This window comes from Ruminococcus sp. CAG:57 (genome assembly GCF_000435935.1).
GTDB lineage: Bacteria > Bacillota > Clostridia > Oscillospirales > Ruminococcaceae > Hominimerdicola > Hominimerdicola aceti.
In genome coordinates, this window is record NZ_FR890787.1 from 26726 (window position 1) to 40778 (window position 14053).

Annotated in this window: 10 protein-coding genes; 4 read left to right on the plus strand and 6 right to left on the minus strand. The window is 43.4% G+C overall.

Going from position 1 to position 14053, the window contains the following annotated elements:
• On the minus strand, positions 1 to 1709 hold a 1709-nt coding region (locus QVO88_RS10800; protein ID WP_288178023.1), incomplete at its 3' end, for an SH3 domain-containing protein.
• A gap of 495 nt (positions 1710 to 2204) precedes the next feature.
• Here QVO88_RS10800 and QVO88_RS10805 point away from each other — a divergent pair.
• The gene (locus QVO88_RS10805) at positions 2205 to 3761 is read left to right on the plus strand and encodes a cohesin domain-containing protein (protein ID WP_022288470.1); all 1557 of its coding nucleotides are present in this window, start codon (positions 2205 to 2207) and stop codon (positions 3759 to 3761) included.
• A gap of 98 nt (positions 3762 to 3859) precedes the next feature.
• Here QVO88_RS10805 and QVO88_RS10810 read toward each other — a convergent pair whose 3' ends face one another.
• A complete protein-coding gene (locus QVO88_RS10810) occupies positions 3860 to 5611 on the minus strand; it encodes a helix-turn-helix transcriptional regulator (protein WP_022288471.1) in 1752 nt (583 codons plus the stop codon).
• A 254-nt stretch (positions 5612 to 5865) separates the two neighbouring features.
• Between QVO88_RS10810 and QVO88_RS10815 the strand changes: the two genes are divergently transcribed.
• Positions 5866 to 8400 carry an InlB B-repeat-containing protein gene (locus QVO88_RS10815; RefSeq protein ID WP_022288472.1) on the plus strand — a complete coding sequence of 845 codons (2535 nt, stop codon included), beginning with the start codon at positions 5866 to 5868 and terminating at the stop codon, positions 8398 to 8400.
• A 67-nt stretch (positions 8401 to 8467) separates the two neighbouring features.
• Here QVO88_RS10815 and QVO88_RS10820 read toward each other — a convergent pair whose 3' ends face one another.
• Genes QVO88_RS10820 through QVO88_RS10830 form a run of 3 tightly spaced genes read right to left on the minus strand, consistent with a single transcriptional unit; the run spans position 8468 to position 10754 of the window.
• The gene (locus QVO88_RS10820) at positions 8468 to 9340 is read right to left on the minus strand and encodes a DegV family protein (protein ID WP_022288473.1); all 873 of its coding nucleotides are present in this window, start codon (positions 9338 to 9340) and stop codon (positions 8468 to 8470) included.
• Positions 9341 to 9368: 28 nt separating this feature from the next.
• Positions 9369 to 9875: a tRNA (cytidine(34)-2'-O)-methyltransferase gene (locus QVO88_RS10825; protein ID WP_022288474.1), complete on the minus strand. Its 507-nt coding sequence runs from the start codon at positions 9873 to 9875 to the stop codon at positions 9369 to 9371.
• A gap of 21 nt (positions 9876 to 9896) precedes the next feature.
• Complete coding sequence (locus tag QVO88_RS10830; RefSeq protein WP_022288475.1) at positions 9897 to 10754, minus strand: pyridoxamine kinase; 858 nt, start codon at positions 10752 to 10754, stop codon at positions 9897 to 9899.
• Positions 10755 to 11082: 328 nt separating this feature from the next.
• Here QVO88_RS10830 and QVO88_RS10835 point away from each other — a divergent pair, with 328 nt between their 5' ends.
• Positions 11083 to 12156: a GGDEF domain-containing protein gene (locus tag QVO88_RS10835; RefSeq protein WP_022288476.1), complete on the plus strand. Its 1074-nt coding sequence runs from the start codon at positions 11083 to 11085 to the stop codon at positions 12154 to 12156.
• 47 nt (positions 12157 to 12203) lie between these two features.
• Here the strand turns inward: QVO88_RS10835 and QVO88_RS10840 are convergent, their stop codons facing one another.
• Positions 12204 to 12647: a hypothetical protein gene (locus QVO88_RS10840; protein WP_022288477.1), complete on the minus strand. Its 444-nt coding sequence runs from the start codon at positions 12645 to 12647 to the stop codon at positions 12204 to 12206.
• Between the two features lie 151 nt (positions 12648 to 12798).
• Here QVO88_RS10840 and QVO88_RS10845 point away from each other — a divergent pair, with 151 nt between their 5' ends.
• A complete protein-coding gene (locus QVO88_RS10845) occupies positions 12799 to 14016 on the plus strand; it encodes a hypothetical protein (protein WP_022288478.1) in 1218 nt (405 codons plus the stop codon).
• Positions 14017 to 14053 lie beyond the last annotated feature (37 nt).

Consider the following 14053-nt stretch of genomic DNA (forward strand, 5'->3'; position numbering starts at 1 on the left):
TCGATAACATCGACCTTTCCATCACCGTTCATATCCGCACGCTTTAGCTGAGCGGGATCAAGCTGCGTCTTGCCTGCATTATAACGCAGCATGAGCAAAGCGTCCACAACTGTCAGATACTTGTCACCATTCACATCTCCCTGCTGCAGGGTCTGTGAAGCGGCTTTTCTTGTTATTTTTATTGTGTACGTCCGTTTCACTCCGCTTGCCGCTGTGCAGGTGACCTTGACAGTGTTTTCGCCCGTTTTAAGGCTCAACTTACCCTTTCCAGACACCTTTGCGCTTTTGCCAAGCGGATTTGCATTAACAGTAACAGAAGAAACCTCCGCATTGACTTTGGCAGTATAGCTTGCGGTGAATTTATCGAACTTTGGCGAAATGCTCGTGCCTGAAACGCTGAGAGATTTAAGATAATTGTTGTTATCTCCACTGCTTGTAGGCTTTGGGCAAAGTTTATCAGGCATATTGTTGTAGACAGGTATCTTGAACTCCATTGCGCTGTTCAAAATATCCTGAGAATAGGCGTTTTTTAGGCTTATGGCTTCATTCGCCTGACCGAAAACGCAGGTCATATACTGGTGGTAATAAAGACCGTTTCCGCCGTCTACCATATCAAATTTTTGCAGATAAAGGGTATCCTGACCCTTTGTTATGTAGCCTGTGCCTAAAAATATCGAGCCGCCCACTATGGACTTGTATTGATTTGTCCAAGGAAGAAGATAGGTCGGATTAGTAGTTTTTGCATACTTACAGCCCATTTCTGCGGCTGTCATTGTAGATGTGGCATAAGCCTGAATGTCAAAGAAGTTGAAATAATTCTCATAGCCTTTCACAGTACCAAGGGATTGCGGCGCACCATTTACGCCCTGCTCGTTCCTGCACCTTGAAGCAAGGTGATAAGGTGAAACGCCCGATTTCTTTGCAGCGTCCATAAAGGTCTGCGAATATGTATACTTTTTCTTTGTGTCAGGACAAGTGTAGCTTCCGCTCATAAAAGTGTCTGCAAGAATAGTTTTTACACCGCTTTCCGTCTGATACGAGGGATCATATGACTGATTTTCAAACATGAAAATGTATGTATCGTTGAGAAAATTTCTCGGATCCATATAATACATTATTATCTCTTTTGAAGCCGCCACCCACGAGCCGTCAAGCCCATACCAATAACCGCCGTTAAAATCATACGCACCCTTTTCCATTGACTTCCATGAAGCCAGAGCCGACGAGTGGACAAGGTTTCTGCCCACAACACATTCTTCCTTTAACGCAGTGTTCCAATCCACGCCAAGCTTCTGAGCGGTAAATATCCACTTTGGGTGCTGTTCATGGAGCTTTCGCAGATATGGCTTATAGCTTTCAGGAAAGCCCTGCTTTGTCATATAGCTCTCAAAATCAGCGTCAGAACTGCCCTGCGAGCCGCTTGATGTTAGCTGAACATATGCCGCCGAAACATAGCCCGTCACATTGCCGCATGATATCTTGTACCATTTCGCACCGCTTGAGTCGGTGGTTTCGGAAAGTATAGTCAGGCTGTCGCCATAGCTTACTGTGCCTGTTTTAGAATAGCCTGTGCCTGCACCGCTGCGAACGTTCAGAACGTCTGCCGTACAGCTTCCCATCATATTTGCCGCTGAAGCCGTCAAACATGAAGCCGCCATTGACGCTGCAATAGCAAATGACAGGATATATGAAATCATCTTTTTTATCAACTCGTTCACCTCAGAATATATAGGCAATACCGCAACAAGGCACACCTATGTATAAGTCCTTATTTTTACACACGTTGGTTTGTACATTTTTCTGTATCAAGTACAAAACTTCACCCTCATTATAGTACATTTCTCTGGGCTTTGTCAACAGTCTTTTTGATTCATAAAAAATTTACATTTAGTAAAATGCAGCTTTCACTTAAAGGTTACAGATTTATTACAGCCTATTTAGTGGATTTGCTGTTGATCGGTACATACATATTGTGACACAAATGCTCTCATTATAAATATATCCAAAAAAATATGCTTATTTTCGCTGTTTTGACTATTGACGTGTTACTTTATATTGTGATATAATCCTATTACGACAAAGGTAACAGAACTTGTAATATTTTATAATGAATTATTACAAATTAAAGACAAAACAATAGTAAACAAAATTAATCAAGAGCAAAATACTGACAGAAAAACACAATTTTGCAACGGAGGTATCAAATGAAAAAACTGAAAATAAACAAGATGGCGCTGTCGGTGGCAACAGCGTTTCTTATGCTCACGAGCATTGTTTCCACAGTGGCTAGTGCATCGGGTGGAAACGAGATAAAGCTCACAAGCGACAAGAACTTTGCACAGGCAGGCGACAGCATAAACGTAAAAGCAAGCCTTGAGCCTGATAAAACAGGCGTTGCAGGCTTCACTATAGACCTGCATTATGACCCGTCAAAGGTAACAGTATATGTGCCGACCGATGAAGAGAGCGAGAGTACATACAATGTGAGAAGCAAATTTTCTGTTATAACCAACTATGTTGCTTCATCAGGCACTATAAAAATAGTCGGTGCAAACCTTACAGGTTCTAACATAAAGGACAGAACAGACCTTGCCCTTGCGACTTTCAAGGTAAAGGACGGCGTAACAGGCAAGATAAACTATTGGGTAGAGGTTGAAACGATGGTGGCGGAAGCTGACGGTGGATACAAGTCAGTTTCATACTCAGCACCTACAGCGGGTTCACCGCTCACTGTCAGTGCAGGGGAGGAGATCACAACAACTCCTGCAGCGACCACTACGACTGCTTCATCTAAGGCTGAAGCTACTACAACTACATCAAAGTCGACCACAACTACAACGACGACTACAGCAAAGACTACGACCAAGTCCGAAGCGACTACCACAACTACGGCTAAGTCTGAGAAAGTTACAACAACTACAACAAAGCCTGTTGAAACCACCACAACGACTACAACAGCAAAAAGCGAAACTCAGACCACTACAACCACAACATCTGCAAAGCCTGAGTCCGAACCGCTTTTCACACACAAGCAGGGTGACGCTGACTTCAACAGCGAAACTTCCCTTCAGTTCGGCTTCAAGCTTTCTGACTACATAACAGACTATTCTCAGCATTACAATGTAAAGGTCAACGTAAAGTCATCAGGCAACGCAAGCGGTGCAGTCGGTGCGTTGGTAGACGGAAGCTGGTCTGCACAGAGTACGAAGCTCACAGGCGGCGAGGAAGCACAGTGGATATACTCAGATCTTGACCCTTCAAGAACAAGCGATGAGGTTTTCGTACAGCTTTATTACTTAAAGGCAAATGCAGATTTTCAGATAGCTTCCGTAGAAGTAACACCTGTCAAGGAAGCAGTTGACACATCAGCTGTTACAAAGGTCACAGCGGCAGAACCAAAGCCTGCTGACGAAACAACGACCACAACTACTACAACAGCAAGCACAGAGCCAAAGGCTGACGAAAACACACAGCCTGAAAGCACCACCACAACAGCAGCCAGACAGCCTTCAAATGTCGGTGCGGCTGTTACTACAGTAAGCGAGGACGACAGTTCGCAGGAGCTTACAGAATCACAGGCAACAGAAAAGATACAGCAGATAGTTGACGAGGCCTCATCGCAGGCTGACAGCTCAAAAGTAAATCCGTCAACAGGCGTTGAAGTGACAAAGAACATTCTTACTGTCATTGCCGCAGGATATGTTATTTTTGCGATATTTGCATTTATCTTCAACAGATTTGCCGCAAAGGACGAAGAATAATAACCGAATATATTTCTTTCGGCTATAAAAACGGACGTTTCCATCGGAAACGTCCGTTTTTCGTCAGGAACACCAAGGGGATAGTATGATCCTGCATTTTATTGATCTTCTATAACAGGCGGAATGAAATTCTCTAAGGCGCTGAGAAGCTTCGGGTGTCGTATAACAAAATGTATAGCAGGCGCATTTCCCTTTGATATCATCGCCCACTGACCTTCATGGATCAGTATTTGCAAATTGCAGAAGGTCTGCCGCTTAGCATATTTAAGGCTATAGTTTTCATGTGTCTGTGCATAGCGTTCTGTGCTTTTTAAATGTGCAGAATAATCATCATAGCTGTAAAGAACATCACTGGCACAGAATACACCCGACAGGTCAAGGGCATGGTGACGTGTTTCAAATTCCTCTCGGGAAAGACAGCATATCTCATCCTCTATGGTCATGGTTTCCAGTATGCTCTCAACTCGCTTTTTACGCTCGCTGACATAAGCTTTTATATCTCTGCCCCGGCGGTCGTCAATGCCGTTTCTGTCAAGTATACTATTGAGCAGGTCATTATCCATAGTATAAACAGGCAGAGCAGATAAAATACTCCTGCGCCCGCCACGTCTGTGAGAGTCGGCAGTGAGAAAATCGCTGAAATCTTTTTCCCTGTCACTTCGGTATATCTCCATAAGCGGGCAGGCGTTTGAAAGCAGATCATTGGCACGTTTACGATAATATCCAAGCTCCTTTTTGGACTTGGTCAGATAATATCTGCCCTCGCTGTGAAAGCCTGCCACGGCTTCCCCTGAAAGAGCCGCCGCACCTGATACCTTCAGCAAATGCAAAAAAGCATTATTCTGTACGTTTTTCAAATAGTAAGGCGCTATCTGCCCCGTCATATACATCGGTATCCAGCTTTCAAGACCAAGCATCATATCATCTAAGGAGCGGTCAAGATCATGTATCTGACAAAGGTGCAGACCCTTTTTAAGCATCAGAGCCATACCGAACATCCACTTCTTCGGAAATTCGGGATCATCAGCCATTTCCTTCATAGGCATATCACTGTACATTATCACAGGCTCATTAGAACGTGACAAGACTGTGGCTTTCAGAAAATCAAGCTCACTTTCCATCATTTCCTTGATGCCAAAATAACTTTTTGACACAGGAAGCTGAAAAGGCAATGCAGGTACTTTCATTTCATCAAAACGTATCGCCTTTATGTATTCGTTCAGGTCAAACTCATCAAGCTTATCAAGAAACTTTTCAATTCCACCGCTTTTTATCTCTCTGCTCTGTCTGGCATGATCGCTGAACAGCCATTTGCATATCACTTCATAACGCTGTGACACATCCTCTATATCACTTTCATTACAGCCCACAAGCTGTGCGACCGCTGATATCTCTGTGGGAGTTCTAAGCTCCCTTGCAGTAAAGCCTGCTATTGCGGCGACAAAGCGTTCAGGGTCGGCAGGCTTTCTAGTGCCGTTCCGTATACGGAAAACGGTGGAAACATCATAATTTATCTCCTTGCACATACGCTTGATGTTTATATCAAGGGCTGAGATAAGGGTATTGAAATTTTGCCGCATAGACTCTCTGTCGGCAGGTATGATATCTTCACAGTCAAGAAGGGTTCTTTTTATGTTCTCCCTTGTCATATCGCCATAGCCTTTTTCCCTTGCCACAGCCTCAAGAGCGTTGCAAAGCCCGTCAAACGCCACAGTGTCTATCTCAGGTATTCTCTCTCCGCTTCTGTATCTGCTAAATGTTGAGGGAGATATCCCTGACAACTCACAAAGCTCCTTTGCCGTGCAGGAAAGCTGTTCTATATACTTACCAAGCTGTTCGCAAAACTTCATTTTAACGATCCCTCCCGCTGTCATATGGTATTACGTTAATTATATATCATATTTATCAAAAAAGGAAGTCCCCCACGATATATAATTTCAAAATTGGCATATGACTATTATGAAATAAATCACAAATTTATTCATAGATTTGTTATAATGTGATAAAGGATATCACATTAGGGAAAATACAAAGTAATGGAGGTGTGCTTATAGGATAATAACGAACATGAGAAAAAATATAATATCAAAAGGAGATGTATATTATGAAAAAACGATCACTGCAAGGGAGAATAACCGCTTTTATCCTTACCCTATGTTTGGCAGCACCACAAATGTCTATGTTGACATTTGCTGAAAATTCTACAGTCAGTAATGAAACGGAACTGAAGTCGGCATTGGAAAATACGGAATTTGCAGAGATCAAGTTGGGCGGAAACATTGAGACCACCTGGGAACTAGATGTGGAGCGCACTGTTACTCTTGATCTCAACGGATATACCCTGAGCTGCAGCTCGACAGATGAGGATATAATTCGGGTGCGCAGCAGCGGAAACCTAACAGTAAAGGACAGCGGCACCAATGGCAAGATCGATGGGCAGAACAAGAACTGCGGATTTGAAGTCAAGGGCGGAACGCTTACTCTAGAGAGCGGCAGTATCGTGAATTGCACGGATGCCGACGGAGACGGCGGCGCAGTGGATGTATCCAACACTGGTGTAACGGAAACTCCGGTCAAGTACGGCAAGTTCGTTATGAACGGCGGTACTATTAAGGATTGCAAAGCAGGTGATGACGGCGCTGCTGTGGATATAGGCATGGGCTGCACATTTACAATGAACGATGGTACGATCAGCAACTGCAGAGCGGATGACGACGGCGGTGCTGTATTTGTCAAGCAGGGCGGCTTCTTCGTGATGAACAGCGGAACGATTGAAAACTGTTCTGCATGCAATAATGGCGGTGCAGTGAACATATACGAAAATGGCAGCTTCACCATGACCGGCGGCACAATTAAGGACTGCAAGGTAGACTTGGGAGGTCTCGGCAATGCAGTATATGGCAAAAACAATACGGCGATTGTTGTCATTTCTGGAGGTACGATCGAGAACTGTGGTGTATTTCCATGGTCTTTTGATGAGTTCACAGTGACATTTGATTCAGACGGCGGAAGTGCAGTGTCAGAGCAAAAGGTATTGAATACTTCTGCGATCGAGCCAAATGAACCGAAGAGGAACGGCTATGATTTTGCTGGGTGGTATCTAAATGATGCAAAGTATACCTTTGATACCAAGATCACTGGGAATATTACTCTAAAAGCACATTGGACGCCTGCGGCAACTTTAAGCAGTATTAACATGATCGATATCGAAAACGTGAAGCTCGATTATCAGCCGGGCAATGCCCCACAGGCATCGGCCAAGCGAACAGGCACTAATCAGGATAAATATGATATTCTCTTTGAGTGTTGGGAAAAGCAGGAAAAGGACGCCGACGACACAATGCACACGGTTGGCTACTGGTATTCTGATGAAAGCGTTTATTCGGACGACGATGTTCGATTCAATACCTTTGAAAAGGGCGGAAGGTATATATATTCCGTGAAACTTCAGGCAAAGGACGGCTATACCTTCGATCGCAATTTGAAAAATGAAAATGTTACACTGAATGGAGCAAGCCTGCCGTCTAGCGCGTGGGTCATGGTGATGGATGACGGCAAGACCTGTCTTATTAGATATGGAACAGAGCTGCGCCCCGGTCAGGCTGTTGAAGAAATCCGACTTAATGCCATTATCAACTTTAATGCCGGAGATAAACCGCTTTTCAGCACCGGTGTCATTGACCCTATCGTTGACACCGATCATCAGCGGTGGGACGCCAATGACGGCAGCGGTTATGGCATTACCTCCAGCGACTACTGGAACGAACGCTATAACGGTAAGCTCATTACGGAATTTGAAGCCGACAAAAGCTATACCTATGGCGTATATTTCAAGATTTCCGATTTGGGCATGGAAGAGGGCTACCGCTTCGATCAGAACACGAAGCTCTATATCAACGGCGAAGAAATCACCCTGACACCCGATCAGATCGATGTGGATGATAGCGGTGAAACCATTTGGTTCAGCAATGTATTGACCATGACGCCGTCCACCGTGAAAGTTATTGACGTGGTGGAGATCAACGACGCCACCATCAACTTCAAGGACGGCGACAAGCCAGTGTTTACAGGCAATGTGCCAGACGGCGCAAACTATGCGCTCCGAGCTGCGTGGTGGGAGCTTGACAGCAAGACCGGTCTGATCTCTACAGAGCCAGAGTGGGGAAGCGAAATTTATGAAAACAAGATCAGCGCTTTTGAAGCCGGAAAGACTTACTATTATGGTGTATATGTGACGGCTGTTGGTTTTGTTGAGAGTGAAAATACCTCTTACATATTCGGACCAGACACTAAGCTTAAGATAAACGGCGAATTTGTGAATTACAAACGCTATGAAAATGATACGAGCGACGGCTCTGACGGCACCTTGTGGGTCATCACTGACCTTACTATGACGCCAAAGGCAAATGATACAAGCTCTGACAGCAGCGATACAAACTCAGACAGCAAAGACACAAGTTCAAACAACAGCACAAATACAAACAGCAACTCAAACACTGACAGCAAGAACCCTGTAAAGAACAATGCAGGAAGCACAAACCCTAACACAGGCAATGACCTTGGCGGTATCCTCTTTACTATCCTTATCACAGGAAGCGGACTTGTAGTTGCAGGCAGAAGATCACGCAAAAACAAATAACAGCATGAGCTGACAAAAAACGGGCGTTTCAAAGCGAAACGTCCGTCTTTTTATATCCATATCAAATTTACTTGTTCTGTGCCTTAAAGATAACGCCCGTCACCTTTGGACCTGCGTTTATTGCAATTGCCGCACCTATTTGGAAACACTCCACAGGTGGATAGCCCACCTTCTTCGTCATAGCCTGTGCCATTTCGTCCCTGACACTCTCGTCATTGCCGTAAACGATGCAGTAAGGTGTCTGCGGTATCATTTCCTTTACAGTCAGGTCAAGTATCTTTGGCACAATAGCCTTGTCGCCTCTTACCTTTGTTTCTGTAACGATAGCATGGTCATGTATCCTCATGATAGGTCTAAGACCCATTACCTCGCCCACAAAAGCAGCCGCAGACGGAATCCTTCCTGACTTCTTTGCATATTTGAGTGTATATGGTGCAAAGAAAATAACGCAGTTCTTTATCCAGTCCTCCATAAATGCCACGATATCAGCCGCAGGAACGTCCTTTGTGGCTTTCATTGCGCCCTGAACTACTGCATAACCATACGCTCCTGAGTAGCTCTCGCCGTCTATATTGTATATAGTGAACTTGCCCTTTGCCTCAGGGTGAGCGGAATAAAACTCCTCTGCCGCCATAACAGCGTTGTTGTATGTTGCCGAGCCTTTTGAGTTTATGGTAGTGTTTATAACATCAGTATAGCCCTCGCTGTAGAGCTTCTCAAAAGTTTCCTGATATTCAAAGGCTGTTATCTGCGATGTAACAGGTATGCCGTCAAAATCGTCGAGCATTTTGTAGAATTTCTCGTTGTCGAAATCTATCCTTGATGTGTAGCTGTCATCACCCATTGCCACCTTGAAATTCATTATCTGGATATCCAGCTTCTTTTCAAGCTCCTCAGTGATATCGCTCGCTGAGTCGGTAAGAAATTTTATTTTTGCCATAAATTCACCCTCCGTTTTTTTATTTATTTTATTCGTCCCATGTATATTGCGTCAGCTTGCCCTCTCTGCCAAGGTCGGGATAATTCCACTGTCTTAACACCTCATAGCAGGCTATCGCCACTGAGTTTGAAAGATTAAGGCTTCTGAGCGTTTTCCTCATTGGTATCCTCACACAGCTTTGGGGATTTTCATAAAGCAGTTTTTCAGGCAGACCCTTGTCCTCCCTGCCGAAAATTATATACACTTCCCTATCCTGCGGATAATCCACATCTGAGTGTACCATTCTGCCCTTTGTGGTAAAAAAGTAAAACTCACCACTGTTTTTGGAGAAAAAGTCGTCAAGGTCGTCATACTCATGTATCTCCAGCTTATCCCAGTAATCAAGTCCTGCACGCTTTAGCTTTTTGTCGCTTATCTCAAAGCCGTAAGGCCTCACAAGATGCAGTGCCGCACCTGTCACTGCACAAGTCCTTGAAATATTACCTGTGTTCTGCGGTATCTGTGGCTCTACAAGCACGATATTAAGTCTGTTCATCTTCGGTAACACTTCCAAATATCACAAATTCGTATAGTCCCTAAGCTCCTGATAGCTTGTGAGCCAAGGAAGCTGACCCTCCAGCATAAGACCGTCTGTCCATGGGGTCTGGTAGCTGTATGTAGTCTTGACAGTAAGCTCTGTGAACGCTGTGGCTCTGTTCATTGCGATAGGCAGGCTGTCACCCTTGAGAAGTCCTCCAATAAGAACACTTGTGAACATATCTCCCGTTCCTGAATAGTGTGCAGGAACATAATCATTCTTTATTTTCCAGAAGCTGTTATTTTCTTTATCATAGCCTACAGTTGACATTCCGCCGTCTGCAAGATTTACGCTTGTGATAACAACGATCTTTGCGCCCTGCTTTGAAAGCCTTACAAGCCATGATTTTATCTCAGAGCTGCGCATTGAAGCCGTAGGATATTCCTCACCAAGAAGTATAGCCGCCTCTGTGAGGTTAGGCGTGATTATATCCGCCACCTTTACAAGCTCGACCATACGGCTGCAAAGCTCCTTTGTGTAGGTATTATATGCCTTTCCACCGTCACCCATAACAGGGTCTACGACCTTCAGGGCGTCAGGAAAAGCCTCGAAAAACTCAAGGCAGTGGTCTATCTGCTCGCTTGAAGCCAGGAACCCGCTGTACACACAGTCAAATTTCATATCCATTTTTTTATAGTGTTCCAATGCAGGCTTCATAAAGTCCGTAAGATCTCTCATGACAAACTCGCTGTAGCCCGTGTGAGCCGAAAGCACAGCCGTAGGCACAGGACACACCTGAATACCCATTGCCGAAAGCACCGGTATCACCACCGTCAGCGAACACCTGCCAAGGCCCGATATATCCTGAATGGAAACAACCTTTTTACAACCCTGCATAATAAAACCCTCTTAAAAAATACTCATAAATATTATTATAACATATCCATCAGGATTTTTCAATAGCCCATGGCTTGCCGGCAATATTTTTTTCACTATATTTTTTCATATTGTTCATATCAATATAATATGATTTACGCGCGCTATGAAAAGCAACAAATAAGCGCCATTTTTCGCACTTTTTAGACTAGCACCTACAAAATTCATCATGATAATTTGTACAAATTTAGTCTTGCAAAAACGTTTAAAATAGTATATAATATATCTATTAAAGTAAAGTGATTTTGTTTATAATATCAAACCAAATATCAAAGAAAGAAACAAATGTATGAAAATAAAAAAAGAAATAAACCTCTTTGCAGGAATGTTCACCGCAGAGGAAATATATCGCTATGGTGATATCATACTGCTGTTAGGTCATATAATATATCTTGTGCTGTTTTATCGGTTCGGAGTATACCAAATGGTATATTATAACTATTTCAGCGTAGCATTCTATGCAGTGATGTATTTCCTGCTTCATTTTAAGAAGATAGGCAAAATATCATTTACTTACCTTGTGCTTGGCGAGATAATAGTACACGCCTGCATGGGTGCTTATTACATAGGCTGGTCAGCAGGATTTACGCAGATAATGCTGTGTATAATACCAATTCCATTTTTCATTACACAAAACAGGAAAGCGATACCATATATACTTTCGTCCTTTGATGTTGTTGTGTTCATAGTCATGCGTATCATAGTCACAAACAGAGTCGCACCTTACAGCTTTGATACCAACAGAGAGAATATCTTATACATTTACAATACTCTATGCAGCTTTATTATAATTATCTATGTATCTTCCATATACATTTTCACAAATGAGCATAACAAGCGTGAAGCAAAAGCACAGAACGAAAAGCTTCAAAAGCTCGCTACTATCGACCCACTCACTCAGCTTTTCAACCGCCGTGCCATGATGGATTTTATCAAAAAGATAGAAAGCAACAGCCGCAGGACAAACAGCGTATATTCTATGTGTTTGGGCGATATTGATGATTTCAAGCACGTTAATGATACATATGGTCACGAAGTCGGTGACAAGGTACTTAGAGTGGTATCAGATGTTATAGCTGGAAACGTGCCTAGCGAGGGCTATGTGTGCCGTTGGGGCGGTGAGGAAATACTATTCGTTGTTCCAAATACAGACACAGAAAGCTGTGAGAAGATAGCAAAGAGCATTTGCCAGAAAATACATGAGTGTACATTTAAGGAAAATTCTCGAAGTTTCAATATATCCATGACTTTTGGAGTTTACTCAGTGACTCCGAACGAAAACTATGACGAGGGTATCTCAAAAGTGGATAAGCTGCTATACAAGGGCAAAAATCAGGGCAAAAACTGTGTTGTATCTAAATAAGATAAGGCAGCCGTGTAGGAAAAACTCCACGGCTGCCATTTTCATGCCTATTTTGCAGAGAGATATCCTCTCATGTCTACAGAAAGGCGTTCCTCAAGACATATAAGCTCCTTGGCAATGTTCTTGGACTTCTCGTCTGCCGCCTTATAATTGTTGAGATATCCAGACAGGGACTTCACGCCCATATTACAGCCGTCCGTTATAAAATCTGCCACAGCGTCGTCACTGCTCTCTGCCGCAAGCTTGAAGTTGGTTTTAAGCCATGCCATGCCCTTTGCCATAGCAGGCGGCTCTTTTCCGCTGTCATGATATGAATTTAAAAGTCCCTGAAGCTTCTCTTGTATCTCCACATGCCCTGCAAGATTTTTCTCTAACGTTCGCTTTAGCTCTCCGTTTGAAGTGTATTTCAGCGAATCCTCAATAGACTGCACACCCATTTTTATTCCTGCATCGCACTCCCTGAGAAGCTTTATTGTATCCTTTTCTATCATCTAAGTTCGCTCCTTTCATAATTGCAAATAGTTTTCCACAAAAATTTCTCTTTATGCCTGCATAAATTCAGCAAAACTATTGAAAAATCTTTAAATTTGTGATATAATTTCTTCATGGCTTATGCCTGAAGTATATAAGGGGGTATTTTAAATGGGAGAACACAAACATTACAAAGAGTCGGGCAAATTCAGCCCAGTTGGAGCAGTGCTCATGGTGCTTGCAACGGCAGTATGCGGCGGATTGCTTTTCTGGCTCTATCTGCTTTTTGAGGGCTGGTGCACTATCATCTATCTCAACGTTATCGCTGCGATAGCGGTGTCATGCGCACTTGGCTTTGTGGGAGGAAAGATAGTCAGAGCATTCAAAATGCGAAACACAGTTGTGGCAGTTGCCTGTGCAGTGGTGGGCTTTTTATTTGCCTCATATTTTAAATGGGCGCTGTATGATTACAACGATCTGAAAAAATATGGCTATGAGCTTATGGGTGAATACACAGCCTATGATTATTATGACGAGCTGAATATGCTTTTTGATGAAAACACAGACGGCTTCGGTGATTATTATGACTTTTATCACCAGACCAAGGCATATGATCTTTTCAGCAACGATTCAACAGGCGATTTCACAGACGAGGACATTGCCACGATGCAGAAAAAGTCTGTATGGCAGTTTTTCGAGCTTGACAAGCTTCTTGGCAAGGATAAAAAATCCGCACAGAAAAGCCTTGAAAAGTCATACACCATGAACGCATATGACTACACCTACGATTTCAGGAAGTATGACAAGACAGGTCTTTTTGACATAATCGCACACCCGTCTGACCTTTGGAATGATATAAAGTCTATCAACAAGGAGGGTCGCTGGTCTTACAAGTCATCACATTCATCAAGAGATAACGGCTCGCTTGTGAACGGCACGATCCTGTGGATAGTATGGGGCAGTGAATTTATCCTTCTGCTGGCTTTCCTTGTGGGCGGTGTGAGAATCAAGTCAAAAGAGCCTTTTATAGAGTCTGAGGACGATTGGGCAGAATACAAAAACCTCAAGGATGCATACAAATTCATGGTGCCTGAGGACATAAAGTCATTTAAGGTTTCAATGGAGCAAAGCCCTTACACGCTTTTTGATTATCAGACGGCTGTTACTCAATTCCTGCCTACATATATGGTGATAGATTGCTATGTGAGCAAGTCAGGCAATGAGAATTATCTCACAGTTTATCAGCAGACAATCAACCCTAAGAACAAAAATCCTGACACAAAGGTGCTTGTGAAAAATCTCTTTGTTGACGGTGATTTCATGAACAGGCTCTATTCCCTTGCAAATTTTGCTCCGCAAATGCAGGACGTTCAGCAGACACCACAGTAAGGAAAGAATAAAGACATACAAAAAAACACGGCTGAGA

Coding starts and splice junctions, on each gene's coding strand:
- QVO88_RS10845 (WP_022288478.1), top strand. CDS start 12,799: ATGGGAGAACACAAACATTACAAAGAGTCGGGCAAATTCAGCCCAGTT.
- QVO88_RS10830 (WP_022288475.1), bottom strand. CDS start 10,754: ATGCAGGGTTGTAAAAAGGTTGTTTCCATTCAGGATATATCGGGCCTT.
- QVO88_RS10835 (WP_022288476.1), top strand. CDS start 11,083: ATGAAAATAAAAAAAGAAATAAACCTCTTTGCAGGAATGTTCACCGCA.
- QVO88_RS10810 (WP_022288471.1), bottom strand. CDS start 5,611: ATGAAGTTTTGCGAACAGCTTGGTAAGTATATAGAACAGCTTTCCTGC.
- QVO88_RS10815 (WP_022288472.1), top strand. CDS start 5,866: ATGAAAAAACGATCACTGCAAGGGAGAATAACCGCTTTTATCCTTACC.
- QVO88_RS10805 (WP_022288470.1), top strand. CDS start 2,205: ATGAAAAAACTGAAAATAAACAAGATGGCGCTGTCGGTGGCAACAGCG.
- QVO88_RS10825 (WP_022288474.1), bottom strand. CDS start 9,875: ATGAACAGACTTAATATCGTGCTTGTAGAGCCACAGATACCGCAGAAC.
- QVO88_RS10820 (WP_022288473.1), bottom strand. CDS start 9,340: ATGGCAAAAATAAAATTTCTTACCGACTCAGCGAGCGATATCACTGAG.
- QVO88_RS10840 (WP_022288477.1), bottom strand. CDS start 12,647: ATGATAGAAAAGGATACAATAAAGCTTCTCAGGGAGTGCGATGCAGGA.